Annotated in this window: 27 protein-coding genes and 1 tRNA gene; 15 read left to right on the top strand and 13 right to left on the bottom strand. The window is 65.9% G+C overall.

Annotated elements, in window-relative coordinates:
- Nucleotides 1-23 precede the first annotated feature (23 nt).
- Nucleotides 24-446 (bottom strand): DUF2147 domain-containing protein, encoded by a 423-nt coding sequence (locus tag ASE13_RS11345; protein WP_056615576.1) that lies wholly within the window; start codon nucleotides 444-446, stop codon nucleotides 24-26.
- 211 nt (nucleotides 447-657) lie between these two features.
- A tRNA-Gly gene (locus ASE13_RS11340) sits at nucleotides 658-732 on the bottom strand.
- 188 nt (nucleotides 733-920) lie between these two features.
- Between ASE13_RS11340 and ASE13_RS11335 the strand changes: the two genes are divergently transcribed.
- The 3 genes from ASE13_RS11335 to ASE13_RS19480 are packed head-to-tail and all read left to right on the top strand — an operon-like array spanning nucleotide 921 to nucleotide 2,594.
- Nucleotides 921-1,811 carry a tetratricopeptide repeat protein gene (locus tag ASE13_RS11335; protein WP_056615572.1) on the top strand — a complete coding sequence of 297 codons (891 nt, stop codon included), beginning with the start codon at nucleotides 921-923 and terminating at the stop codon, nucleotides 1,809-1,811.
- Nucleotides 1,808-2,419, top strand: coding sequence for an LON peptidase substrate-binding domain-containing protein (locus tag ASE13_RS11330; RefSeq protein WP_056615567.1), 612 nt, complete (start codon nucleotides 1,808-1,810; stop codon nucleotides 2,417-2,419). The genes ASE13_RS11335 and ASE13_RS11330 overlap by 4 nt, the downstream gene beginning before the upstream one ends.
- Before the next feature lie 10 nt (nucleotides 2,420-2,429).
- Entirely contained in the window at nucleotides 2,430-2,594 is a 165-nt protein-coding gene (locus ASE13_RS19480; protein WP_082596710.1) for a Trm112 family protein, read from the top strand.
- Here ASE13_RS19480 and ASE13_RS11325 read toward each other — a convergent pair.
- Nucleotides 2,591-3,241: a hypothetical protein gene (locus tag ASE13_RS11325; protein ID WP_056615564.1), complete on the bottom strand. Its 651-nt coding sequence runs from the start codon at nucleotides 3,239-3,241 to the stop codon at nucleotides 2,591-2,593. The genes ASE13_RS19480 and ASE13_RS11325 overlap by 4 nt on opposite strands.
- Nucleotides 3,241-4,458, bottom strand: coding sequence for a UbiH/UbiF/VisC/COQ6 family ubiquinone biosynthesis hydroxylase (locus ASE13_RS11320; protein ID WP_056615561.1), 1,218 nt, complete (start codon nucleotides 4,456-4,458; stop codon nucleotides 3,241-3,243). Before ASE13_RS11320 ends, ASE13_RS11325 begins: the two co-directional genes overlap by 1 nt.
- 246 nt (nucleotides 4,459-4,704) lie before the next feature.
- Here ASE13_RS11320 and ASE13_RS11315 point away from each other — a divergent pair, with 246 nt between their 5' ends.
- The 5 genes from ASE13_RS11315 to ASE13_RS19475 all read left to right on the top strand — a co-directional run bounded on the left by ASE13_RS11315 (nucleotide 4,705) and on the right by ASE13_RS19475 (nucleotide 10,329).
- Complete coding sequence (locus ASE13_RS11315) at nucleotides 4,705-7,020, top strand: FtsK/SpoIIIE family DNA translocase (protein ID WP_056615558.1); 2,316 nt, start codon at nucleotides 4,705-4,707, stop codon at nucleotides 7,018-7,020.
- A gap of 85 nt (nucleotides 7,021-7,105) precedes the next feature.
- Nucleotides 7,106-7,720 (top strand): LolA family protein, encoded by a 615-nt coding sequence (locus tag ASE13_RS11310; protein WP_056617686.1) that lies wholly within the window; start codon nucleotides 7,106-7,108, stop codon nucleotides 7,718-7,720.
- 232 nt (nucleotides 7,721-7,952) lie between these two features.
- Nucleotides 7,953-8,735, top strand: a complete 783-nt coding sequence (locus ASE13_RS11305; protein ID WP_056615556.1) for an exodeoxyribonuclease III — start codon at nucleotides 7,953-7,955, stop codon at nucleotides 8,733-8,735.
- Nucleotides 8,732-9,790 carry a GTP cyclohydrolase II gene (ribA, locus tag ASE13_RS11300; protein ID WP_056615552.1) on the top strand — a complete coding sequence of 353 codons (1,059 nt, stop codon included), beginning with the start codon at nucleotides 8,732-8,734 and terminating at the stop codon, nucleotides 9,788-9,790. The genes ASE13_RS11305 and ribA overlap by 4 nt, the downstream gene beginning before the upstream one ends.
- Nucleotides 9,790-10,329 carry a hypothetical protein gene (locus ASE13_RS19475; RefSeq protein WP_235536948.1) on the top strand — a complete coding sequence of 180 codons (540 nt, stop codon included), beginning with the start codon at nucleotides 9,790-9,792 and terminating at the stop codon, nucleotides 10,327-10,329. The genes ribA and ASE13_RS19475 overlap by 1 nt, the downstream gene beginning before the upstream one ends.
- Here the strand turns inward: ASE13_RS19475 and ASE13_RS11290 are convergent.
- Nucleotides 10,222-10,935, bottom strand: a complete 714-nt coding sequence (locus ASE13_RS11290) for an HAD family hydrolase (protein ID WP_056615545.1) — start codon at nucleotides 10,933-10,935, stop codon at nucleotides 10,222-10,224. The genes ASE13_RS19475 and ASE13_RS11290 overlap by 108 nt on opposite strands.
- The gene (locus ASE13_RS11285) at nucleotides 10,932-11,600 is read right to left on the bottom strand and encodes a YggS family pyridoxal phosphate-dependent enzyme (RefSeq protein ID WP_056615542.1); all 669 of its coding nucleotides are present in this window, start codon (nucleotides 11,598-11,600) and stop codon (nucleotides 10,932-10,934) included. Before ASE13_RS11285 ends, ASE13_RS11290 begins: the two co-directional genes overlap by 4 nt.
- A gap of 58 nt (nucleotides 11,601-11,658) precedes the next feature.
- Between ASE13_RS11285 and ASE13_RS11280 the strand changes: the two genes are divergently transcribed.
- Nucleotides 11,659-12,183, top strand: coding sequence for a thiamine phosphate synthase (locus ASE13_RS11280; RefSeq protein WP_235536947.1), 525 nt, complete (start codon nucleotides 11,659-11,661; stop codon nucleotides 12,181-12,183).
- Between the two features lie 123 nt (nucleotides 12,184-12,306).
- Here the strand turns inward: ASE13_RS11280 and ASE13_RS11275 are convergent, their stop codons facing one another.
- Complete coding sequence (locus ASE13_RS11275) at nucleotides 12,307-13,026, bottom strand: hypothetical protein (RefSeq protein ID WP_056617683.1); 720 nt, start codon at nucleotides 13,024-13,026, stop codon at nucleotides 12,307-12,309.
- 214 nt (nucleotides 13,027-13,240) lie between these two features.
- Between ASE13_RS11275 and ASE13_RS11270 the strand changes: the two genes are divergently transcribed.
- From ASE13_RS11270 to holA, 4 genes are read left to right on the top strand one after another with little or no spacing between them, the layout of a single operon-like run.
- On the top strand, nucleotides 13,241-13,672 hold the full coding sequence (locus ASE13_RS11270; protein ID WP_056615531.1) for a DUF3576 domain-containing protein: 432 nt from the start codon (nucleotides 13,241-13,243) through the stop codon (nucleotides 13,670-13,672).
- 46 nt (nucleotides 13,673-13,718) lie between these two features.
- Nucleotides 13,719-16,223, top strand: a complete 2,505-nt coding sequence (gene leuS, locus ASE13_RS11265; RefSeq protein WP_056615528.1) for a leucine--tRNA ligase — start codon at nucleotides 13,719-13,721, stop codon at nucleotides 16,221-16,223.
- The gene (lptE, locus tag ASE13_RS11260; protein ID WP_056615526.1) at nucleotides 16,220-16,750 is read left to right on the top strand and encodes an LPS assembly lipoprotein LptE; all 531 of its coding nucleotides are present in this window, start codon (nucleotides 16,220-16,222) and stop codon (nucleotides 16,748-16,750) included. Before leuS ends, lptE begins: the two co-directional genes overlap by 4 nt.
- Complete coding sequence (holA, locus tag ASE13_RS11255; protein WP_056615524.1) at nucleotides 16,747-17,763, top strand: DNA polymerase III subunit delta; 1,017 nt, start codon at nucleotides 16,747-16,749, stop codon at nucleotides 17,761-17,763. Before lptE ends, holA begins: the two co-directional genes overlap by 4 nt.
- Here holA and ASE13_RS11250 read toward each other — a convergent pair.
- From ASE13_RS11250 to ASE13_RS11230, 6 genes are read right to left on the bottom strand one after another with little or no spacing between them, the layout of a single operon-like run.
- Nucleotides 17,760-18,647, bottom strand: a complete 888-nt coding sequence (locus ASE13_RS11250) for a ParB/RepB/Spo0J family partition protein (RefSeq protein WP_056615519.1) — start codon at nucleotides 18,645-18,647, stop codon at nucleotides 17,760-17,762. The two genes, holA and ASE13_RS11250, sit on opposite strands and share 4 nt — an antisense overlap.
- Nucleotides 18,644-19,426: a ParA family protein gene (locus ASE13_RS11245; protein ID WP_056615516.1), complete on the bottom strand. Its 783-nt coding sequence runs from the start codon at nucleotides 19,424-19,426 to the stop codon at nucleotides 18,644-18,646. Before ASE13_RS11245 ends, ASE13_RS11250 begins: the two co-directional genes overlap by 4 nt.
- Nucleotides 19,423-20,043: a 16S rRNA (guanine(527)-N(7))-methyltransferase RsmG gene (gene rsmG / locus ASE13_RS19470; RefSeq protein ID WP_082596705.1), complete on the bottom strand. Its 621-nt coding sequence runs from the start codon at nucleotides 20,041-20,043 to the stop codon at nucleotides 19,423-19,425. Before rsmG ends, ASE13_RS11245 begins: the two co-directional genes overlap by 4 nt.
- Nucleotides 20,040-21,869: a tRNA uridine-5-carboxymethylaminomethyl(34) synthesis enzyme MnmG gene (mnmG, locus tag ASE13_RS11240; protein WP_056615513.1), complete on the bottom strand. Its 1,830-nt coding sequence runs from the start codon at nucleotides 21,867-21,869 to the stop codon at nucleotides 20,040-20,042. Before mnmG ends, rsmG begins: the two co-directional genes overlap by 4 nt.
- Before the next feature lie 55 nt (nucleotides 21,870-21,924).
- Nucleotides 21,925-23,211, bottom strand: a complete 1,287-nt coding sequence (gene mnmE, locus ASE13_RS11235; RefSeq protein WP_056615510.1) for a tRNA uridine-5-carboxymethylaminomethyl(34) synthesis GTPase MnmE — start codon at nucleotides 23,209-23,211, stop codon at nucleotides 21,925-21,927.
- 1 nt (nucleotide 23,212) lies between these two features.
- Entirely contained in the window at nucleotides 23,213-23,443 is a 231-nt protein-coding gene (locus tag ASE13_RS11230; protein ID WP_029936938.1) for a DUF6489 family protein, read from the bottom strand.
- 50 nt (nucleotides 23,444-23,493) lie between these two features.
- Here ASE13_RS11230 and ASE13_RS11225 point away from each other — a divergent pair, with 50 nt between their 5' ends.
- Both ASE13_RS11225 and ASE13_RS11220 read left to right on the top strand, forming a co-directional pair.
- Complete coding sequence (locus ASE13_RS11225; protein ID WP_056615506.1) at nucleotides 23,494-23,973, top strand: methylated-DNA--[protein]-cysteine S-methyltransferase; 480 nt, start codon at nucleotides 23,494-23,496, stop codon at nucleotides 23,971-23,973.
- Nucleotides 23,970-24,665: a dienelactone hydrolase family protein gene (locus ASE13_RS11220; RefSeq protein WP_056615503.1), complete on the top strand. Its 696-nt coding sequence runs from the start codon at nucleotides 23,970-23,972 to the stop codon at nucleotides 24,663-24,665. The genes ASE13_RS11225 and ASE13_RS11220 overlap by 4 nt, the downstream gene beginning before the upstream one ends.
- The last annotated feature ends 2 nt before the right edge of the window (nucleotides 24,666-24,667 follow it).

Below are 24,667 nucleotides of genomic sequence, written 5' to 3'. Positions count from 1 at the left end.
CAGTCCGGAAGCTGCGTTCGAATTCAGGGGAGCCGCTTCCACGTCTGCGACTTGCAGATCACCCCGAACAGCACGCAGCCCTTGCCGACCATCGTGTCCGAATCGGCGAAGGTGATCGTGCCCGAGAAGGTCTTGCGGATATCGGGCACGAAGACCTTGCCGCTCCACTTGCCGGCGCCGGCGGGTTTGAGATCGCGGAACAGGCGGGCGCCGACCAGATTTTCGGTGCCGCCCTTGCGGGCATCGGCCTGGGCCTTGGCGCTCGCCCAGGTGACGGTGCCGCAGAGCTGGCCTCCACATTCGTCGATGCGGACATGGACGCTGTTGGACGGGTTGCGCCATTCGGTCGCCAGCGGCGGCGCGGGCGCTTCGTCGGCGAATGCGGGAGCGGCGGCGGGCAGCAAGGCAAGCGCGACCGCCAGCGAGTTGGAAACGATGGACTTCATCTCAGACCCTTTCGAACACCGACGATGGCTCTCCGGTGAACGACACCGAATCTGGAAATCGCAGATGTGCCGCACAAGGCGCGGATTTGGAAACGGAACGTTGGGGAATCGCGCCGCGGCAAAGCCGCGTCGTCGGACACGGCGAAGTGCCGTGCCGGCCGTGCCGCCGCCAAATGCGGTATTTAGCTTCGCTAAATCACCGCGCGGCGGCTGGAGCGGGCGAAGGGATTCGAACCCTCGACCCCGACCTTGGCAAGGTCGTGCTCTACCCCTGAGCTACGCCCGCTCTGGCGTCTTGCCCCGTCGCGACGTGTCGCTGGGGGCGGGTGAGGCGCGGCCACTAGCAGCGGGTTTCGGGCAGCGCAAGCCCCTAGTACCGATTCGGGAAAAGGCTTGGCGCACGAGGCCCGAACGCCCACATAGCGGCCGAACCCGGATCGATTTGCCAGGAGCATCCAATTGGCCACGCTAGGATTGTCCCCCGCCGAGAAGGAAGCGGTCGACGCCTTCCGCCGCGACGTCGTCGAGCCGTCGATGACCAGCCTCGTCGTCATCGATTTCTGGGCCGAATGGTGCGGGCCGTGCAAGGCACTGACCCCGCTGCTCGAAAAGGTGACCGCGGACTATGCCGCCAAGGGCGTCACCCTCGCCAAGGTCGATGTCGACGCGAACCAGTTCATCGCTGCGCAATTCCAGGTGCGATCGATCCCGACGGTCTATGCGATGTTCCAGGGCCAGCTCGTCGCCGACCTGTCGACCGCGCGGACGGAGAGCCAGCTGCGCACCATGCTCGACCAGATCCTCCGCCAGCTCCCCGTGGAGAGCGAAGAGGCGGCGGCCGAGGCAAAACTCGAACCGCTGATCGCGATGGGCGAGCAGGTATTGGCCGAAGGCGATGCCGAGCGCGCGCTCTCGGTCTTCGAGCAGATCGCCGAAATGGCGCCCGAGCATCCGCAGATCGCCGCCGGGCGCGCCCGCGCATTGCTCGCGCTCGGGCGCGCCGACGAAGCCGAGGCGGTGCTCGTCGCGCTTCCCGAAGAGGCCGCCAAGGGCCCCGAGATCGAACAGGCACGCGCCGCGCTGGCGCTCGCCCGCGAGGCCACTCCCGTCGAGGACCTGTCGGAGCTCGCCGCCAAGGCCGCGACCGGCGACATGGATGCACGCTACGAACTCGCGGGCGGACAGATGGCCGCGGGCGACCGCGACGCCGCCGCGCAGACGCTACTCGCGATGATCGCCGAGGACCGGGAATGGAACGAAGGCGCCGCCCGCGCGCGGCTGCTCAAGCTGTTCGAGGCGGTGGGGCTCGAGGATCCCTGGGTCTCGGCGCAGCGTCGGAAGCTCTCGGCGATCCTGTTCGGATGACGGCAACGCGGCTCTCGGTGTTTCCGCTGGCGGGCGCCCTGCTCTTCCCGCGGATGCACTTGCCGCTCCACATCTTCGAGCCGCGCTATAGGGCGATGATCTCCGATGCGCTCGCGCGGGATCGGCGAATCGGCATGATCCAGCCGCGCGACGCCGGCGATCCCCCGACCCTGTTCGACATCGGCTGTGTCGGCCGGATCGCCGAAGTCGAAGCATTGCCCGACGGCCGGTACGACATCGTGCTCGAGGGGCTGGCGCGCTTCACCGTGCTGCGCGAGCTCGACGTCACGACGCCGTTCCGACAAGTCGAGGCCGAACTGGAAGACACAGGTACCGGCGAAGTGCTCGCAATGGCCGAGCGCGCCTCGCTCGAAATGGAATCGCGGCGATTCGCCGATGGGCTCGGCTATGCGGTGGACTGGGAAGCCGTGACGCGGCTCGACGACGAATCGTTGGTAAACGGCATCGCCCAGATCGCGCCGTTCGACGTCGCCTCCAAACAGGCTTTGCTCGAAGCCGACGGACTCTCGGCCCGATCGGAGTTGATCGTCCAGCTGATGCAGTTCTTCGGCCGCCACGGCGAAGAGGGCGGAGCGACGCTCCAGTGAGGCTCGGGCAATGATCGATCCATGGCTACTCGAAAAGCTGGTCTGCCCCGCGACTCGCACCCCGCTGCGCTATGACGAAGCGCGGCAGGAGCTAGTGTCCGATGCGGCGGGTGTCGCCTATCCGATTCGCGACGGCGTGCCGGTATTGCTGATCGAGGAAGCCCGGCGCCTCTAGCGGCTGCGCCGATAGATGCCGGTGAACGTGACGTTCGCGCCACCGCAGGCACTATTATCGTGCGCCAGCAGATACGGGCCGACCAGGCGCAATTGTACGCGGCAGCGATACGTCTCTTCGGGTGCATCGCCGAAGGGAGGCGCCAGCGCGCCGGCTCCGGCACTCTCGTCGACCGAAAAGGCGATGCGGTCTCCATTTGCCCGCGCATCGACTGCAAACTCGCCGACATGAACGCCTCCGCGCGCCACCCGCTCGGGATCATGCCCGCCCCAGGTCGCCGAGCCTTCGACGTGCAGCGTCCCGCGAATCCGGCCGGGGGCCAGCTTGATCTCGGACTCCCACGCTTTCCACACGCCCTGCCAGTTCTTTGCCTCGGCAATCCGGATCAGGCCTGCGCTCTCCAGCCAGCCGCTGCGGGTCCGCCCGCTCGGCGTGACGAACGTGACCGAGGTGAAATTCCCGCGGACCTCGCTGGCGACGAGCATGTCCCCCGCAACGACATAAGCTCGGCTAGGTCGGGGCTTCGCGCCTTCGACATCGTCGTAGAAAGGGCGTTTGGCCCCAGGCCGCACCTGCACGAGCCATGCATCGGCAAGCGGATCGGCCGCGGTTTGCGGCGCCAGCAATGCCGCCACCAGCGCGAGCATCAAACCGTCAGCCCCTGCAGCAGTTTCGGAACATCGCCGCTTTCGCCGCGCGCCTCGGCCATGAACCAGTCCTTGAGCGGCGGCAGCTTGTCGACTGCCGAGAGGCCGAAGCGGCGGACCGCGGCTGCCGTCTTGCCCGGGATGCCGAACAGGCGGGTCAGCCCGTCGGTGGCGGCGGCGACCATGAAGGTGTCGAGCCCGCGCCAACGCTGATAGCGCGCGAGCAGCTGCGGATCGCCGAGATCCAGGCCGAGCCTTTTGCCCTCGACCAGCACTTCGACGAGCGTGGCGACGTCGCGGAAGCCGACATTGACGCCTTGGCCCGCGATCGGATGGATGCCGTGCGCGGCATCGCCGACCAAGGCGAGCCGGTTCGAAGTGATCCACGCAGCGTGATGGAAGCCGAGCGGATGGCTGAAGCGCGACGAGAGCGGGCCCAGGCGCCCGAGGAACCCGCCCATGCGCTTCTCCGCCTCGGCGAGATAGGCGCGATCGGAGATCTTGTTCATCCCCGCTGCGTCGCGCGCGTTAACCGTCCACACGATCGCCGAGCGATGGCCGTTGGCGTCGTCGAGCAACGGCAGGATCGCGAACGGCCCCTCCGGATAGAATATCTCGAAAGCGATGTTCTCGTGGCTGCGCTCATGGCCGAGCGTCGCGACCATCGCGGCATGATCGTAACTCCAGCGCGCGGTCTTGAGCCCGGCGGCGTCACGCGTCGGCGAGTTGCGCCCCTCGGCGGCGACCAGCAGCGGTGCACGGACGACGGCACCCGTATCGAGCATCGCGGTGACGCCGAACTCGCCGCGCTCGACCGAAACCGCGCGGGTCTGCATCCGGAGGTCCACCCCCGGCGCGGCCCGCGCAGCCTCGAACAGTGCCGTGCGCAGGATGCGGTTCTCGAACATATGGCCGAGCGCGCCGCCATCCGGATCGGGCGCGAAATCGAGCTTGCCCGGCGCGAGCCCGTCGCTGACGCGGATGCCCTCGATCGCACACCCCTTGCCCGCCAGCCGTGGCGCCACGCCGATCGCCTCGAACATCCGCATCGGCGCGCTGGCGATCGCCGAGGCGCGCCCGTCATGGCCGGTGGCGAGGATGGTGGCGGGATCGGCAGGGTCGACGACGATCGAAGTCAGGCCATGCGCATCGAGCGCCGTCGCCAGCGCACTGCCGACGAGTCCGCCGCCGAGGATGAGTACGTCCGCGCTATCCATGCGCCTGCCCTAACGCTGCGCCCTTCGCGCGACAATGCTTTCCTACACGTTCCTGTTCTGCTATTGTTCCGCAAATATGGAGTCGCTCGCCCTGCTGCCTTTCGTTTTACGGGTAATAAAGTTGCGTGATTGATTGCGTTTCCGCCAAGTGAGTCAATTTAAGGGCCTGGTGCACGCGGCTTGACGGCGGACTCGTCAACGGCGATGATTCGGTTTGCACCCCCTGAAATTTTTGGAGAACGGGCCATGGCGTCCCGGGCACAACCGTCGCTGTTGCGCGACACGATGAAGGCAGGCGTGCGCCGCAGCAGCGCGCTGATCGTCGGAACCCTGTTGTTCCTCGTGACGGTCGGCGTCGTGCTGGCGCTGCTCACTTATAATTCGCAGGATCCGTCGCTGAACACCGCGTCAGGCGGGCCCGCGCGCAACTTGCTGGGCCTGCCTGGCGCCTGGATCGCCGATCTGCTGCTCGCCACGCTCGGCTTGCCGGTCGCGCTGATCGCGCCCGCGGGCCTGATCATCACCAACCGGCTGTGGCTCGATCGGCCGCTGGGCGACTGGAAGAAGATGCTTCGTGGCGTCGCGATCGGCGTGGTGCTGATGGCGACGTCGCTCACTTTCTTTTCGAGCGATTCGGTCTTGTGGCTGGTCGGCGGCTGGGGCGGCGTGGTCGGGCTGTCGATCGCCGGGCTGTTCAACTGGATGATCGGCTTCATCGGCGATCCGGTGCTGATCTTCTGGATCGGGCGCGGCCTCGGGCTCGTCTTCGGGCTCGCGGGTTTGTGGATCTGGTGGCGCAGCCTCGATTTCACGCTGCCAGAGCGTGGCGGAATCGGCATGCCCCGGCTGTTCGGACCTCCAAAGACGCCGCTGCTGCGCGGACCCGATCCGCAGGAGCTGCGCGAGGCACGGGAATCGCGCGAAGCCCGCGAACCGCGGAAGTTGGTGGTGCCCGACAATCGCCCCGGCCCGGTGATCGCCGAGCCGAGCCTCAGTCCCTCGCCCGCCAAGCCCAAGCCGCCGGTGCAGAGCAGTCTCGACTTCAAGGACAGCTACAAGCTGCCGCCGCTCGACCTGCTCAAGGCTGCGCCGCCGAACCAGAATCCGGGAATCGACAAGCTCGCGCTCGAGCGCAACGCGCGGCTGCTCGAAAGCGTGCTCGACGACTTCAATGTGAAGGGCCAGATCGTCGAGGTGAAGCCCGGCCCGGTGGTCACGATGTACGAACTCGAGCCGGCCGCGGGGATCAAGGCCAGTCGCGTGATCCAGCTCGCCGACGACATCGCGCGCAACATGAGCGCGATCTCGGCACGCGTCGCGACGATCCCCGGCCGCAGCGTGATCGGCATCGAACTGCCCAACGTGAAGCGCGAATCGGTCAACCTGCACGAACTGATCGGCAGCGAGGCATTCGAGGCGCAGGGCGCGACCTTGCCTTTGGTGCTGGGCAAGAACATCGCCGGCGATCCGGTGATCGGCGATTTGGCACCGATGCCGCATCTGCTCGTCGCCGGCACCACCGGTTCGGGCAAGTCGGTCGGCCTCAATGCGATGATCCTGTCCTTGCTCTACCGGCTGACGCCGGACCAGTGCCGGATGATCATGATCGATCCCAAGATGCTCGAACTCAGCATCTACAAGGACATCCCGCATCTGCTCGCCGACGTCGTGACCGATCCGCCCAAGGCGGTACGCGCGCTCAAATGGGCGGTGGAGCAGATGGAGGACCGCTATCGGATGATGGCGTCGGTCAATGTCCGCAGCTTGGCCAGCTTCAACGACAAGGTGAGGCAGGCCAAGGCCAAGGGGCAGAAGCTCGGGCGGAAAGTCCAGGTCGGCTATGATCCCGATACCGGGCGGCCGATCTACGAGGAGGAGACGCTCGACCTTCAGCCGCTGCCGCAGATCGTGGTGATCGTCGACGAGCTCGCCGATCTGATGATGACCGCGGGCAAGGAAGTCGAATTCCTGATTCAGCGCCTCGCGCAAAAGGCGCGGGCGGCGGGCATCCACTTGATCATGGCGACCCAGCGCCCCTCGGTCGATGTCATCACCGGCGTGATCAAGGCGAATCTGCCGACCCGGATCAGCTTCCACGTCACGTCGAAGATCGATTCGCGCACCATCCTCGGCGAGCAGGGCGCCGAGCAGCTGCTCGGCAAGGGCGACATGCTCTACATGCCCGGCGGCAAGCAGATCGTCCGCGTCCACGGCCCCTTTGTCAGCGACGAGGAAGTTCAGGCGGTCGCCGATTTCTGGCGCGCGCAGGGAGCCCCCGATTACATCACCGCGGTTACCGAGGAACCCGAGGATGGCGGCTTCGCCCTGGAAGGCAGCCCCGATGGCGACGATTCGCCCGAGGACCAGCTCTATCGGCGTGCCACCCAGCTCGTCGCCGAGAGCCAGAAGGCGTCGACGTCATGGCTTCAGCGCCAATTGCGCGTCGGCTACAACTCGGCGGCGCGGCTGGTCGAGCGGATGGAGAAGGACGGGCTGGTCTCGCGCCCCGACCATGTCGGCCGCCGCGAAGTGCTGATGGACACCGACGGGCGGCCGCTCTGAGGATCGTTTGGGGAGCATGGGGGTTCAGGGGGCATTCAAACCGCGCCTCGTAGCGGTCCAGCCAAAGCATTCGGAGAAGATAGACGTGTTTGCACGACCCCTGGCCCTCACGCTGTTCGCCGCCCCCGCGCTGATCGCCGCCGCGCCCGTCGCGGGCGAGCTCGCCCAGGTGCAGCAGCACCTCGCCGGCGTTTCGAGCATGACCGCGAACTTCAGCCAGACCGATCGTAACGGCCGGGTGCTGACCGGCACGATGACGCTCAAGCGCCCCGGCAAGATCCGCTTCCAGTATCAAAAGGGCGTGCCCCAGCTGATCGTCGCCGACGGGCGCAGCCTCTATTTCATCGACTATCAGGTGCGGCAGGTTAATCGCTGGCCGATCGGCAATTCGCCGCTCGCGGTTCTGCTCAACCCCAAGCGCGACATCACCAAATTCGCCAAGCTCAACCCGACGAGCGATCCGCGGGTGGTCTCGATCGAAGTGCATGACAAAGCGCATCCCGAATATGGCCGCATCACGATGATCTTCCAGAAGAACGCGGCCGGGCCGGCGGGGCTGATCCTCCAGGGCTGGGTGGCGCTCGACTCGCAGAACAACCGCACGACGATTCGTCTCACCAATCAGCAGCTCAACGGCAACGTGTCCGACGGAGTGTTCCGTTGGAACGACCCACGGAGCCAAGGCCCGCGGAATCGCTGAGTTTTCTGAACATCGTTCATGCTGGCGACAGGTTGAGGCCATTAGAAACCAAATTGCGGATGTGGGGCGGTACCCGAGATTTTCCCCCTGTTGCTCGGGATCGAACCATTTCCCGCCTGCGTGACGAACGCTAGGTCGGCCCTCGCTCCATTGCCCCCGGAGCGGGGGCCTTTCCTTTTTGGAAAAGGTGCCGGGCTGGTGCCGGACGACAGGAGACTCTACATCGCCCCCGATGAAGATCGCCTCCTGGAACATCAACTCCGTCCGCTTCCGCATCGAGATCGTCGAGCAGTTCCTGCGCGAGGAGATGCCCGACATTCTCTGCCTGCAGGAAACCAAGGTCATCGACGGCGACTTCCCCGAGGCCCCGTTCCGCGCACTCGGCTATGATCACGTCATCAAGCACGGCCAGCGGATGCACCACGGCGTGGCGATCATCAGCCGCGTCCCGGTGGCCGAGGACGACCGCTTCGACTGGCAGGCCAATCAGGAAGCGCGGCATGTCGGCGTGCGGCTCCCCAACGGCGTGCGGCTCGAGAATGTCTATGTCCCGGCGGGCGGCGATATCCCGAACCGCGAGGTAAATCCCAAATTCGGCCAGAAGCTCGATTTCGTCGAACGGATGACGCGCTGGTCCGAGACGCTGAACGTGCCGTCGATCCTGACCGGCGACTTCAACATCGCCCCGCTCGAATGCGATGTGTGGAGCCACAAGCAATTGCTCGACGTGGTCAGCCATACGCCGATCGAAGTCGAGGCGCTGGGACGGCTGCAGGCGGCGCATGACTGGGTGGATCTCGGCCGCCGCTTCATTCCCGCGCCCGAACGCTGCTTCACCTGGTGGAGCTATCGTTCGAAGGACTGGACCGCCAATGATCGCGGGCGCCGACTCGATCATATGTGGGCGAGCCGCGAGGTCGCCGACAAGGCGACGACCCACAAGGTGTGCGAGCCGTGCCGTTCCTGGCTCAAGCCGTCGGACCATGTGCCGATCATCACCGAGTTCGACTTTTGACCGATCCGCGCGCCGTCGCCCGAGTGGTGGACGCGCTGCGTCGCGGCTGGCCGGTGGCGATTCGCGGGGCGGAAGGCACGCTGAAGCTGCTCGCGATCGAGACGGCCGATGCCGAACGACTGAAGGCATTCGATCCCGATGGCGTGGCGCCGATTCTGCTCTCGGCCGGCCGAGCGGCGACGCTCAAGCTGGCGAACCAGCGCGAGGCGGCGGCGCCCGACGGGCCGGTGCTGGTCGAACGCGTGCCCTGGCTCGATTTCGATACCGCGACAGCGTTGGCCGATCCGCAGCTCGATCTCGCAACTCCGCTCAAGGGGCCATTCCGGGCGATCTGCATAGACGCACCCGACGCGGCGGCGGCTGCGCTGCGGTTGGCGCGCGTGGCAGGGCTGCTGCCGGCGTTCTTCGCGATCACCGGCGATGCCGACGAGGCGATCACCCCCGCCGATATCGACGGGCATGAGGATGCCGACCGACTGCACATCGTCGGCCGCGCACGGCTTCCGGTCGAGGGTGCCGAAGACACCGAGATCGTCGCTTTCCGCACCGATGAGATGCCCGGCGAGCATGTCGCCCTGCTGATCGGGCAACCAAACGGCAATCTCCCCCTGGTCCGCCTCCACAGCGAATGCCTGACCGGAGACGTGCTCGGCAGCCTCAAATGCGATTGCGGGCCGCAGCTCAAGGCCGCCATCGCCGCGATCGAGGCGAGCGGCTGGGGCATCCTGCTCTATCTGCGCCAGGAAGGCCGCGGCATCGGGCTGATCAACAAGCTCAGAGCTTATGCGCTGCAGGATCAGGGCTTCGACACGGTCGACGCCAATACCCGGCTGGGTTTCGCCGTGGATGCCCGCAATTTCGCAGTGGCGGGACGGATGCTGAAGCTGCTCGGCCAGAAAACGGTACGGCTGCTCACCAACAATCCCGACAAGGTGGCGGCGCTGCAGGCTTCGGGGATCACGATCGCCGAGCGGGTGGCGCACAAGCTGCCGCCCAACCCGCACAACGAGCGCTATCTAGCCACCAAGCGCGATCGCACCGGGCACCAGCTCTGATGCGTTATTTCCTCGACACCGAGTTCAACGGCTTTGGCGGAGCGCTGATCTCGCTTGCACTTGTGCCCGAGTTGGAGGGCGCGGCGCCCTTTTACGAAGCACTGGAATGTACGCGGCCGACGGAGTGGGTGGCGACGCACGTGTTGCCGGTGCTCGGCACGGTCCCGGTCTCACGCGAGGAACTGGGCTATGGCCTGGCGCACTATCTGAGCGACGATCCCGACCCTTTGCTGGTCGCCGACTGGCCGGAAGACATAGCGCACGCATCCATGGCGCTGATCGCTGGCCCCGGTCGCCGCCACAATATCGATCGGATACGCTTTGAGTTGTGCGACGCGTTCGGGTTCGATTCGAACCTGCAGCGCGGTGCCGCACAACGCCTATCACGACGCAGTAGCGCTGCGCACACACTTGCTCGCGCGCGAGAATCGCTAGGCGATCAGCCGGGCGACTTCCTCGAAATCGGTGGCGATGGCGTGGACGCCGAGCGCGCGGAGGCGGTCGGCGTGATCGGGCGCACAGTGGTTGCCGGCGCATAGGCCGATGACCCAGGCGCCCGAGGCGACTGCGCCGGTGACGCCGACTGGCGAATCCTCGAGGATCACGCAGCGATGGATATCGACGCCGAGCGCCCTGGCGGCGTGGAGATAGACGTCGGGTTCGGGCTTGCCGCGCTCGACATGCTCGCGGCCGCTGAAGATCTTGTCGCCGAACGCGGCGCGGACGCCGAGATGATCGAGATGGCGTGTGATCCACTCGCTGCTGCTCGACGACGCGATCGCGCGAGGAAGCGCTTCGGGAAGGCTCTCGATAAAGCGGATCGCGCCGGCGACCGCGGGGAGCCCTTCCTCCAGAACGCGGCTGTCCTCCTCGGCGCGCACGGCGTGAAAGTCGTCGGGGATCGTCCGGCCGATCCAAGTCTCGATCGCCCCGAGGAAATCCGCGCCGGCCAGGCCCATGAAGTTAGCCATCGAATCCTCGGGCGTGGTCGGATGGCCGATGCTGGTGAGATATTCGGCGATCTGGCGGTTTCCCGCATATTCGCTTTCGAGCAGCACGCCGTCGAAATCGAATATGATGGCATCGAACCGTACGGACAACAGCCCGGGGGGCTGATGCCCTTCCACGCCATCGTCGAACCTCATGCCCGCGCTCCGAACAAGGCGGTCCCGACGCGAACATGGGTGGCGCCGATCGTCACCGCCGTCTCGTGATCGGACGACATGCCCATGCTGAGACCGGTGATGCCATGATCCCGGGCGAGCTTGGCGAGCAAGGCGAAATAGGGCGCGGGCTCGAGCTCGAGCGGTGGCACGCACATCAGGCCGGCTACCGGGAGATCGGCGGCACGGGCCTCGGCCAGCAGAACGGGTAAGTCGGCGACCGCGCAGCCACCCTTTTGGGGCTCGTCCCCGATATTGACCTGCACGAAGCAGGGCGGACGCTTCCCCGCCTTGTCCATCGCCCGAGCCAACGCCTCGACCAGCGAAGAGCGATCGACCGAATGGATCGCATCGAACAGCGTTACCGCTTCCTCGGCCTTGTTCGACTGGAGCTGGCCGACGAGGTGGAGCGCGATTCCTGAAGTCGTCTCGCGCAACTCGGGCCATTTGGCCACGGCCTCCTGAACGCGGTTCTCGCCGAACACGCGCTGTCCGGCATCGAGCAGCGGGCGGATTGCCGCCACGTCGTGCATCTTGGAGATGGCGATGAGCTCGACATCGGCGGGTTCGCGGCCGGCGATACGCGCCGCGCGCGCGATCTTCTCGCGGACTTCAGCGAGCCGGATTGAGGCGTCGTCCAAGGACATGCGGCGCGCTATAGGCGGGCGGATGCGACCCCGCCACCCTCTCCCGCACCTGTGGCTGATGACCGACGAGCGGATGGACGAATCTTTATGGACGGCGCTCGAACGATTGCCGCGGGGCGGCGGCGTGGTGTTCCGGCATTATGGGCTCGGACTGGCCGATCGGCGGGCGCTGTTCGCGAAAGTGGCAAGAATCGCGCGACGGCGCAGGCTGGTGTTGATTCGTGCCGGTGCCGAGCGGCTCGCGCGCGGCGAGTCGGGAGTCCACGCGCAGCGCGGTGCGGGTCTGCGGACATGGCCGGCGCATTCACGGCGCGAAGCGATGGCAGGCGTGCGCGCAGGCGCCGATCTTCTGTTCGTGTCGCCGGTATTCCCGACGCGATCGCATCCCGGGGCGCGATCGCTGGGGCAGGCACGATTGGGACTGATGATTCGGGGGTTGCCAGTGCCGATAATTGCGCTTGGCGGGATGAATGCGCGGCGTGCCGCCAGCCTGCAGCCTTTGGGGATTTACGGTTGGGCGGCGATCGATGCGTGGACGACCACGCCTTCGTCATCCCCGCGAGAGCCGGGACCCATCTCCTGAGCGAGCGACAAAATACACCGGCAAGGCCTGTGGACGGAGTCGCGAGGTGAGCCTCCGCTTTCGCGGGGGTGAGGGAATCGGGGAATATTCGAGATCCCGGCGTTCGCCGGATGACCACGCGCCTCAGAAGCGGAAGGCGGTGCCCACATAGACCGCCTGGCTGTCACGCCGATTGTCGGTCATCTTGGGCAGGCGGTCCTGCTCGCTCTTGTAGCGCACGCCCGCAGTCACATCGAGGTTGCGGGTCAGCGAATAGCTTCCGCCGACGTCGATCGAATAGCTGGGCTTGTCACCGATCAGCACCGGCGTGTCGGCCAGCGGACGCTCGGCAGCGGCCTGAACGCGGCCGGTGAGGCGGCTGCCGGTATAGCTGACGCCGATATTGGCGCGTTCAGTGCTGCCCGGCTGGGCGGCAAGCTCGATGCGAGTCACGTCGCCTGCGACCGCGAAGCGCTTCCAGCCGACCGAGACGCCGAGATTATAGGCGATCGGCGCGAGGCTGACCGGCGCGGCCGCAGCGACCAGGCTGCGATCGGCGATCGCCGTGCGAGTCGAGCGCGCCCGAACCGCCACGGTGACGGCACGGCTGCTGCGGCGCGATTCGGACGGCGTGAACCGGAAGCCGTTCTCGGGCAGGCCGCTGCGCGCGAGGATCGCGGCAAGCTTGGGATCGGCGGCGGCCGGCGTGAAAGTGCCGATGCCCCCGCGCACTGCGGTGGCGGCACGCTTGGCATAAGCGCGCTCGCCGCGGCCTTCCTGTGCCTGGAGCGCTGGCGCGACGAGAGCGCCGGCGGCGCAGATCGCCCCCAGCCCCATCAACGTCGTCCACCGTGCCAAACGCATTTTCATCCCCTTTTATATGGAGGTGCGTACCATGATTCGGAAGCTCGGTTCCACCTTCCGCTCAAATTTCGTGCCAGTGTTGCCCGATGCCCACAGATTCGGCGGCGAATCGACCCATTTTCCGGTGATTCGCCCGCGCGCTGCCGCCTTGCTCCCGCCACACGAGCCCCTATAGATGCTTTCGCTTTTCCCTTTCGCCTTTAGGAATGTGTCGATGAACCGCCTGTTGCGCACCGCGATCCTGGGGTCGCTCGCTCTTTCGATCACCGCGTGCGGCGGCAGCAAGCGCCCCGAAGCGGACCTCGCCGCGTCGAAGGTGACGACGATCGGCGTCAATTCTTATCTGTGGCGCGCAAGCCTCGACACGCTGAGCTTCATGCCGCTGCTCCAGACCGATTCGAACGGCGGCGTCATCGTCACCGACTGGTATGTGAACCCGAACACGCCGACCGAGCGGATGAAGGTGACCGTCACCGTGCTCGACCAGGACCTGCGCGCCGATGCGCTCCGCGTCGCGGCGCTGCGCGAAGTCAACCGCACCGGTCAGTGGGTCGCAGCCCCCGTTCAGGCCGCGACGGTGCAGAAGCTCGAGGACATCATCCTCACCCGCGCTCGCGATCTGCGCCGGGCCGCCATCGCGAATTAATAAGGCGCGGCGTTTGTAGCCGCTCCCGCCAGAGGAAGTTTGTAACTTGTCGCGCTTCAACCCCCTGAAGGCGGACGCGGCGTGGCAGAAGGCGTGGGAAGAACGCCGCACCTTCGCCGCCCGCGACGATTCGCCCAAACCCAAGTCGTTCGTCCTCGAGATGTTCCCCTATCCGTCGGGGCGCATCCATATGGGCCATGTCCGCAACTATACGATGGGCGACGTGCTCGCGCGCTTCCGCCGAATGAAGGGCATGGAAGTGCTCCATCCGATGGGCTGGGATGCGTTCGGCATGCCCGCCGAGAATGCGGCGATGGAAAAGAAGGTCCATCCCGGCAACTGGACCCGCCAGAACATCGCAACGATGAAGGCGCAGCTCAAGCGCCTCGGCTTCGCGCTCGACTGGACGCGCGAACTAGCGACCTGCGAGCCCGATTATTACGGGCACGAGCAGGCGATCTTCCTCGATTTCTTCGAAAACGGGCTGGTCTATCGCAAGGAAAGCGCAGTCAATTGGGATCCGGTCGACATGACCGTGCTCGCCAACGAGCAAGTGATCGACGGACGCGGCTGGCGCTCGGGCGCATTGGTCGAGCGCAAGAAGCTCAGCCAGTGGTTCTTGAAGATCACCCAGTTCGCCGACGAGTTGCTGAGCGGCGTCCAGGGGCTCGAGCATTGGCCGGACAAGGTCAAGCTGATGCAGGAGAACTGGATCGGCAAGAGCGAGGGACTGCGGTTCCGGTTCGCGCTCAGCGATGGCGGCGAAGTCCAGGTGTTCACCACGCGGCCCGACACGATCTTCGGATCGAGCTTCGTCGCGATCGCCGCAGACCATCCGATCGCGCAGAAGCTGGCGAGCGGCAATCCCGGAATCCAGGCGTTCATCGACCGTTGCAAGCAGGGCGGCACCACTGCGGCCGAGCTGGAAACGCAGGAGAAACTGGGTTTCGACACCGGGCTGCGTGCGACGCATCCTTTTGATCCTGCTTGGGAATTGCCGGTCTATATCGCGAACTTCGTGCTGATGGACTACGGCACCGGCGCAGTTTTCGGCGTGCCCGCGCATGACCAGCGCGATTTCGAGTTCGCGATCAAATATGGCCTGGGGATCCGCCGCGTTGTCTCCGACGGAGACAAGACCGCGCCTGAATTCCATGATTCCGCAGCATATAGCGGCCCGGGCACGCTGGTGAATTCGCACTTCCTCGACGGCATGGACGTGGCCGACGCCAAGCGTGCGGTGATCCAGCGGGCCGAGCAAAGCGGCTGGGGCACCGGCACGACTGTTTGGCGCCTGCGCGACTGGGGTGTCAGCCGCCAGCGCTATTGGGGCACGCCGATCCCGATCATCCATTGCGAGTCGTGCGGGCCGGTGGGCGTGCCGCGCGACCAGCTTCCGGTGGTGCTACCGGAGGACGTGTCGTTCGATGTCCCCGGCAATCCGCTCGACCGGCATCCGACCTGGAAGCATGTGAACTGCCCCAAGTGCGATGCACCGGCGCGGCGCGAGACCGACACGCTCGACACCTTTGTCGATTCGTCGTGGTATTTCATACGCTTCGCCAGCCAGCCTGCCGACAAGCCGTTCGACAAGGCAGTGGCCGAGCAATGGTTGCCGGTCGGCCAGTATATCGGCGGAGTCGAGCATGCGATCCTGCACTTGCTCTATGCGCGCTTCTTCACGCGCGCGCTCCAGCATATCGGCAAGCTCGACGTCGCCGAGCCGTTCGCGGGGCTCTTCACCCAGGGCATGGTGACGCACGAGACCTACAGGGCACAGGACGGGCGCTGGCTGTCGCCCGAGGAAATCCGCAAGGAGAGCGCCGGCGTGGTCGAAATCGCGTCGGGCGATGTCGCCGAGCTCGGCCGCATCGAGAAGATGTCCAAGTCGAAGAAGAACACCGTCGATCCTGAGCCGATCGTCGACCAGTACGGCGCGGACGCAGTGCGCTGGTTCATGCTGTCGGACAGCCCCCCCGAGCGCGATCTGGAGTGGAGCGAGAACGGCATCGAAGGCGCGTGGCGCTTCGTCCAGCGGCTTTGGCGACTGTTCGACGGGCTGGAGGATGCGACTGGTGAGGACAAGGACCTCGATCGGCGACTGCACCGCACGATCGCAGGTGTCGCCGGCGATATCGAGGCGCTGACCTTCAACAAGGCCGTGGCGCGGCTCTACGAACTGGTCAACGCAGTCGAGAAGGCGGCGCCTTCGGCCTCCCGGACGGATGCGATCCGCACGATCGTTCGGATCGTCGCCCCGATGGTGCCACATATCGCCGAGGAGGCCTGGGCCGCGATGGGCAATGTCGGATTGATCGCCGACGCGCCGTGGCCCGACGTGAATCCGGCGCTGCTCGTCGACGACGAAGTCACGATCGCAGTGCAGGTGAATGGCAAGCTGCGCGATACGCTGGTAATGCCCAAGGGCGCGCCGAAGGATGTGGTCGAGGCTGCGGCACTTGCTGCCGAGAAGATCGTTCGGTCGCTCGAAGGAAAGGCTCCGAGGAAAGTGATCATCGTTCCCGATCGACTGGTGAACATCGTCGCATGAGGGCCGCGGCGCTCCTCTGCGCAGGCGCGCTGGCGCTTTCGGCCTGCGGACTCAAGCCGCTGTACAGCGGCGGGGCCGGCGGGCCGGTGCAGACCATGCTCTCCACGGTGCAGGTCGCGCCGATCGAGGGGCAATCGGGTTGGCTCGTCTCCAACGCATTGCGCGACCGGCTGCAGGCGGGTGAGACGACGCCGCGCTATCGGCTGGAGGTGAAACTCGACGATTCGATCGCAGGACTCGGCGTGCGCAGCGACGACAGCGTCGCGCGCGAGCGGCGGACGTTGCGCGCGCGTTACCAGCTGGTCGATCTCTCCACCGGCGGTGTCGTGCTCGACGCGACGGCTGGGTCGGATGCGGGCATCGACGTGGTCGGATCCGAATATGCGACGATCGCGGCCGAGAAGACCGCGCTGGAGCGGCTGTCGGGAATCGTAGCCGACCAGATCGTCGCGCGCGTGGCGCGGTTCGCGCAATCGGGCGGCAAGCCGGCGCCGGCGCCCGCCAGCACGGGTGCTTCAGGGCAATGAAGGCCAGCGCGGCACAGATCCGCGCCGCTGTCGACAAGCCCAATCCGGCGACCCGGCTCTATCTGTTCCACGGGCCCGACGAGTCGGGCGCGGCCGAGCTCGCCGAACGGCTGGCGCGCGCGCTGGGCCCCGAAGCGGAGCGCGTCGATCTCGACATGAAATCACTGCGCGAACAACCAGGGCGGCTGGCCGATGAAGCGGCATCGATGTCGCTGTTCGGTGGCGTGCGCTATGTGCGGATCACCGGTGTGGAGGAAGGCGCCGGCGAGGCAGTCGCGCTGCTGCTGGGCGCCGAGCAAGCCGGCAATCCGGTGATAGCGATCGGACCGGGGCTCAAGGCCAGTGGCAAATTGGTCAAGACCGCGATCGCGGCGCCCACTGCGCTCACCTTCGCCTGCTATGTGCCCGAGGGGATCGACGCGGCGCGGCTGGCGACGACCGTCGCACGCGAGCACGGCCTGCGTCTCACCGGCGACGTGCCGCAGCGGATGGCAACGGCAACCGGGGGCGACCGCGCGATCCTGTCACGCGAGATCGAGAAGCTGGCGCTGTTCCTCGACGCCGCGCCCGACCGCCCGCGCGATGCCGACGGCGCGGCGCTCGACGCGATCGGCGCCGATCTTGGCGATACCGAGCTATTCCACGCCATTGAAGCCGTGCTCGACGGGCGCGTTGCGGAGATCGGCACCGAGCTGGCGCAATTGGGCGACGGCACCGCGATCCCGCTGCTGCGTCAGCTGGCACGCCGGTTGATGACATTGGCCGAGCTGCGCGGCGACATGGACAAGGGTGCGAGTATCGAGGAAGTACTTGAGAAGCATCGTATATTCTTCCGCGAAAAAGCCGCGACAGGACGAGCGCTGCGGCGCTGGAATGCCGCCCAAATCGTCCGCGCCATCGATCGCGTCCGCCAGACCGAGCGCGCATTGATGCATTCGGGAAGCGCGGGCGAAGTGCTGGCCGACGCGGAATGTATCGCGATTGCGCGCGCAGCGGCGCGGGCGCGGGGCTAGATCCGCTCGCCGGTGAGCCGCTGGCAGACCATGTCGAGCTGATCGAGGGTCGAATAAGCGAGCGTGAGACTGCCCCCTTTGGCGCCATGGACGATCTTGACGTTGAGGCCGAGAACGTCGCCGAGCTGGCGCTCGAGCGCCTGGATATCCGCATCCCGGAACGCCCCCTCCTCGCTCTTGCGCTTCGACACAGGTTTGGCGTCCCGCGCGAGCTTCTCGGTCTCGCGAACCGACAGCCCCTTCTCGGCGACAATACGCGCGAGACGCTCGGCATCGGGAGCGCCGATCAGCGCGCGGGCGTGGCCCATCTCGATCAGACCCTCAACCACCATCTGGCGGACCGGCTGGGGAAGATCTAGCAATCTCAATAGGTTGGCGACATGACTGCGCGATTTGTGCACGAGCCGACCGAGCGCTTCCTGCGTATGGCCGAACTCGCCGATCAGCCTGGCATAAGCCTCCGCCTCTTCGATCGCATTGAGATCCTCGCGCTGGATATTCTCGACCAGCGCGATTTCCATCGTCTCGGCGTCGGTGAGTTCGCGGACGATGACGGGGACTTCGTGGAGCCGGGCACGCTGCGCGGCGCGCCAGCGGCGCTCGCCGGCGACGATCTGATAGCTGTGACCGTGCGGACGGACGACGATCGGCTGGATCAGGCCGCGGGCCGCGATCGATTCGGCGAGATCGTCGAGGGCGGCCTCATCGAAATGGCGGCGCGGCTGCCCGGGATGCGGTGCCATCGCGCTGACCGGCAAAGTACGCAGCCCCGGAGTGCTGCTCGTCTCCGCTGCGCCGGAGATCGGCGCCTCGGGAACCGAATCGCCGAGCAAGGCGCTGAGGCCGCGGCCCAGGCCATGTTTGCGAGGAGCGGGTTCGGTCATGCGGCCTTCCTGAGCTTGGGCAGGCGCTCGATCACTTCGCGGGCGAGCGCGATATAGGCCTCGGAGCCGGCACAGCGATAATCGTAGATCAATGCCGGCATGCCATGGCTCGGCGCCTCGGACAAACGAACGTTGCGTGGAATCACGGTATCGAACACCACTTTCCCTAGTACAGCGCGAACATCATCTGCGACCTGGTCGGTCAGCCGGTTACGGCGATCGTACATGGTGAGCGCAACGCCGAGGATCGACAGGCCGGGATTGAAGCGGCTGCGGATGCGATCGATCGTGCTGAGCAGTTGACTGAGCCCCTCAAGCGCGAAGAACTCGCATTGCAGCGGCACGAGGAGCGCGTGCGCGGCTACCATTGCATTGATCGTCAGCAGCCCGAGCGACGGCGGACAATCGATCAGCACTACGTCCCAACGCTGTGCGGCGTGTCGGCTGATTGCCGCATCGAGGCGATGCGTACGCGCCTCGAATTCGATCAGCTCGATCTCCGCACCCGACAGATCCTGTGTGGCGGGGACGATGTCGAGCCGCGGCACCTTGGTGGCGATCGCGACCTGTTCGAGGCTGAGTTCGCTGACGAGCAAGTCGTAGCTCGATTGCACGCGGTCAGCACGGCCGATGCCAAGCCCCGTCGAAGCATTACCCTGCGGATCGAGATCGATCAGCAGCACGCGCTTCCCGGTTGCGGCAAGCGCTGTCCCGACGTTGATCGCGGTAGTGGTCTTGCCCACCCCGCCTTTCTGATTGGCGATCGCTATGCAGATCATCTGGGCCGCACCCCTCGGGCCACCACGATACCGGAATCCGGCTGTGTGATGCTTGGTTCCACGTGGAACACACCTTGCCATTTCACCTGCGCGGCTTCCACCTCTGATTGGGCGTTTCTACCCTTTGGAAGCACCCAGACTGTGGATGAATCTGTGCAGTGCGCTGTGGACGAGAGCAGTCGGGATAACTCCGCTACTGCCCGCGCCGAAACGATTGCGGCGCGATTCGTCGGACGATAGCTCTCGACTTTGCTCTGCTGCACCGTGACGCGAATCAGCCCCAGCTCAGATGCTACGCGTTGCAAGAACGAGACGCGGCGGACGCGAGGTTCGACCAGCACGACTGGGCGATCGAGCAGAATGCCCGCAACCACTCCAGGTAGGCCCGCGCCGCTGCCCACGTCGAGCCACATCCCTCGCTGCGCATTGCTGACCAAAGGAACGAGTTGCGCCGAATCGACGAAATGCCGTGCCCATAGAGTATTGAATGTGGAGGCGGCGATCAGGTTCTGGTTCCGGGCTTCCGCGCGCAAGAGCACTTCGTATCGCTCAAGCAGCGTTTCACGTGAAACACCGAAGCGTTCCCGAATCCATCCTCGAGCTTCGCCTTCGGTCACGCTACGGACTTCCTAGCGTGAAGCAGGATCGCCGACAGGGCCGCCGGGGTGATGCCGCGGATGCGCGATGCCGCTCCGATCGTTTCGGGACGCGCGGAGTTCAACCTCTCGACCATCTCGTTCGACAGTCCCGGGATCGCGGCAAAATCCAGATCCACGCGTAGACGGACATTATCATTCACGCGAAGTTGCTCGACCTCAGCCTGTTGCCGTTCGAGATACGGCGCGTAACGGGCATCTTCGACGAACTCCGCAAGGAGTCGCGGATCGGCGTCCGTCGCTTCCACGACATGCCGGAGTTCCACACCGGGAAAGCGCAACCATTCCTTCGCCGAGCGCCGCGCACCATCGAGCCCGACGGGCGCGCCAAGCGCATGGACCGCCGATGCGGTGAGCGACACGGCGAACTTTTCCTCTAGGACCGCCCGCGCGTTGCGACGTGCGGCGTAACGCGCACGCCGCTCGACACCGAGTACCCCGAGGTTCCCGGAGACCCCTTCCAATCGTGTTTCGGCATTATCGGCGCGCAGGCGGAGGCGGAACTCGGCACGGGCTGTGAGCATCCGATAAGGCTCGGTGACCCCTTGCAGGATCAGGTCGTCAACCATCACCCCGAGATAGGAAGTTGCGCGATCCAGGATCAGCGGCTCCAGTTCGCACGCGTGAGCGGCGGCATTTATCCCGGCGACGAGGCCCTGCCCTGCAGCCTCCTCATATCCGGTGGTGCCGTTGATCTGACCCGCGAAATAGAGGCCGGGAATGTCCGGCAAGCCCAAGGTCGCGCCGAGCGCGCGTGGATCGATATAGTCATATTCGACGGCATAACCGGGCGTGACGATCCGGGCGCGCTCCAGCCCCGGTATCGATGCGACCATCGTCTCCTGGACATCGACCGGCAGCGAAGTCGACATGCCGTTGGGATAGATCAGAGGCGTATCGAGGCCTTCGGGCTCAAGGAAGATCTGGTGACCGTCGCGGTCCCCGAAGCGATGAATCTTGTCTTCGATCGAGGGACAGTAACGCGGCCCCAGCGCGTCGATCGCGCCGGTGAACAGTGGCGAGCGGCTGAGGCCGCTGCGGACCGCATCGTGTGTCGCTCCAGTGGTGCGCGTCACGCCGCAGTACAGCTGGGGCAACGTGCGGCTCGCGGTAATCGGCGACATCGTCCACGGATCGTCGTCCGAAGGCTGTTCGGCGACCCGCGTCCAATCGATGGTGCGGCCGTCGAGGCGTGGCGGCGTGCCGGTCTTTAGACGCGCCATCGGAAGCGCCAATGCGCGAAGCTGCCCGGCTAGCTGTGTGGCCGCAGCTTCCCCCACCCGTCCGCCGAGCTCGCGCTCTTCTCCTCGGAAGATCCGCCCGCCGAGGAAAGTACCGGTGGCGAGCACCACTGCATTGGCCGCAAGCAATGTGCCGTCCGCTAGGCGCACGCCTGCGATCCGGCCGCCGGCGAGTTCGAGCGCGTCGGCCTCTCCTTCAACCAGTTCCAGACTGGGCTGTGCCTTGAGCATCGCCTGAATCGCTGCGGCATAGCGCACGCGATCGGCCTGGACGCGCGGTCCCTGCACCGCAGTACCCTTGCTGCGATTGAGCATCCGATAGTGGATGCCGGCAGCATCGGCTGCGCGCGCGATCAGACCGTCGAAGGCATCGACCTCGCGAACGAGATGGCCCTTGCCGAGCCCACCGATCGCCGGATTGCACGACATTGCACCGAGTTTGGTCAGGTCGAAACTCAGCAACGCGGTTCGCGCGCCGCGGCGGGCGGACGCAGCTGCAGCTTCGGTGCCGGCATGGCCCCCGCCGATCACGATGACATCAAACATTCCGCATTCGCTAGAGATTCGCGCGTGGTCCGTCAAAACGTTCCACGTGGAACATCTATTTGCCAATGCAGAATCGCGCGAAAAGCGAGTCGAGCATAGCCTCGACCCCCGCCCTTCCTGTGATTGCATCGAATGCGCGCCGCGCCGTTCGCAGTTCTTCCGCGGCCAGAAGAAGATCGTGCTGCGCCGCAGCACGATTCAGCGCATCGGCCGCGGTATCGGCGAGATCAGACTGGCGGCGATTGAGCGCGAGCAAATCCGGCGGCGGCAACAGCTTCGCGGCCAGTGCCTCGAGCCGCTCCCACAGCGAATCCATACCCGCTCCGCTGGCGGCCGAGATCGCCAAGTCCTCGTCGATCGTCGACTCCCGTCCGGGAAGATCGGCACGGGCATGCAGCCACAGCGTCACGGGATGATCGGGCGGCGGCGCGTCCCCGAGCCACAGTAAAATGTCTGCTTCCACCAGCGCGGCGCGCGCGCGATCGATGCCGATCGCTTCGATCGGGTCGACGGTCGCTTCAGCCAGGCCGGCGGTGTCGATCAGCATATATGCCGTACCATTGCGCACCACCGGCGCCTCGATTCGATCGCGCGTTGTGCCGGCGATTGGCGAGACGATCGCCGCGTCGCGTTCGATCATCGCGTTGAGTAATGTCGACTTGCCGGCATTGGGTGGGCCGGCGAGCACGACGCGCAGCCCGTCGCGGAGACGTTCGACCGGCGGCCGAGCCGTGACCTGCTTGATCTCCGCGGCAAGCGCCGCCGCGGCATCATGAAGCCCCGCCAGCGAATCCGCCCCCGCGACATCGTCCTCGTCGCTGTGATCGAGCTGCGCCTCGATCTCGGCGGCGAGCATCAGCAGGCGGTCTGACCAGTCCTCGATCTGGCGGCGCACTGCCCCCTCGGCCGATCGGACCGCAACGCGGCGCTGCGCCTCGGTTTCGGCCATCAACAGATCGCCCAGTCCCTCCGCTTCGCTCAGATCCATCCGGCCGTTGAGCAACGCGCGGCGCGTGAACTCGCCCGGTTCGGCGGGGCGCAGGCCCTCGATCGCGCCGAGCGCGGTCTCGACCGCGCGCACCACCGCGCGACCGCCATGTAGATGAAGTTCGATAAGATCCTCGCCGCTGGCACTGCGGGGGCCGGGGAAGAGCAACACGAGCCCGCGATCGAGCAACTCCCCGGTGGCCGGATCGCGCAGCGCGCGCAGCCCTGCTCGGCGGGGTGCCGGAAGATCACCCGCCAATAAAGCCGCGGCCTCGAACGCGCGCGACCCGCTCATGCGCAATATCGCGATGGCGGCGGGCGGGCCCCCGCTCGACACCGCAAAGATCGTATCCATCTCAGCCGCTTTGCTTGCCGCTTTCGAACATCGTCCGCCAGAAGCTCATCGCGCCGTCACCCATCGGTCCCCAATTGCGGATCATGTCGGCAAAACCTTCAGGAGTTCCTTGCTTTTCAATAGCTTCTACCATCATCTGGACATAACGGTCGTGCACCGGCGAGAGGTCGGGAAGCCCCATGGCACGGCGCGCCTCCTCGGGCGTGCAATCGACTTCGACATTGATCTTCATGGGCGCCGTCTCCGTTGCGCGGGCCGCCGGGCGGCTGCTAGTCTTGCGTCATGTATGCGCGCGACCATGCCCTGATCGCAACGCCCATCGGAGCGATCCGGGTCGAGGGCGATGAGACAGTGTTGACCGGAATCCGGATCGGCGGCGACGGCGCGCCATCTCCGGGCAATAATACGGCCGTGCGCGCGGCGGTCGAGCAGCTCGAGCAATGGTTCGCCAAGGAGCGGGAAGTGTTCGACTTGCCGCTCGTCCCCGCCGGCACTCCGCGCGGCGAGGAGCTGCGCGCCGGACTGATCGCGATCGGCTATGGCGATACGCTGAGCTATGGAGCGCTGGCCCGGGTGCTGGGATCGAGCCCGCGCGCGATCGGCCAGCTCTGCGCGAGAAACCCCTTCCCGATCGTCGTGCCCTGCCACCGCGTGCTCGGCAGCGGTGGCGCGCTCGGACATTATTCGGGTGGCGACGGGCCCAAGACCAAATCCTGGCTGCTCGAGCACGAGCGGCGGCATTCGAGAGAGATCTTGCTATGACGGTACGCATCGAAGCGAGCGACGGCAGCGGCAGCTTCAGCGCCTATGTCGCCGAACCCGCGGGTACACCGCGCGCCGCAATCGTTGTGATCCAGGAGATTTTCGGTGTGAACCCGGGGATCCGCCAGAAATGCGACGATTGGGCGGCAAAGGGATATCTCGCATTCGCACCCGATCTGTTCTGGCGGTTGCAGCCGGGAATCGAGCTCGATCCCGACATTCCCGAGCAATTCCAGCAAGCGCTCGGTTGGATGAACCAGTTCGACCAAACCAAGGGCATCGAGGACATCGAGTCGACAATAAAGGTGGCGCGAGCGAAGCTGGGCGGCACGGGCAAGGTCGGCGCGGTAGGCTATTGCCTCGGCGGGCGCCTCGCCTTCATGACCGCGACGCGAACCGATTCCCACGCAACCGTCGGCTATTACGGCGTCGGCATCGACAATCTGCTCGGCGAGAAACACGCGATCGCCAACCCGTTGCTGCTCCACATCGCCGGTGCCGACCATTTCGTCACCGCCGACGTCCGTGCAAAGATGCACGACGGACTCGACGACCACCCCAAAGTGACCTTGTTCGACTATCCCGGCGAGGATCACGGCTTCGCGGCGGAGATGGGCAAGCGTCGATCGGAGGCCGCGGCGCAGCTGGCGGACGACCGGACGGCAGCATTTTTCGCCGAGTATCTGGGCTGAGG

It is taken from the genome of Sphingomonas sp. Root241 (genome assembly GCF_001428865.1).
In the GTDB taxonomy this organism is placed as follows: Bacteria; Pseudomonadota; Alphaproteobacteria; order Sphingomonadales; family Sphingomonadaceae; genus Sphingomonas.
Note: the sequence above shows the minus strand (reverse complement) of the source record. Positions and strands in the feature narration are given on the sequence as shown.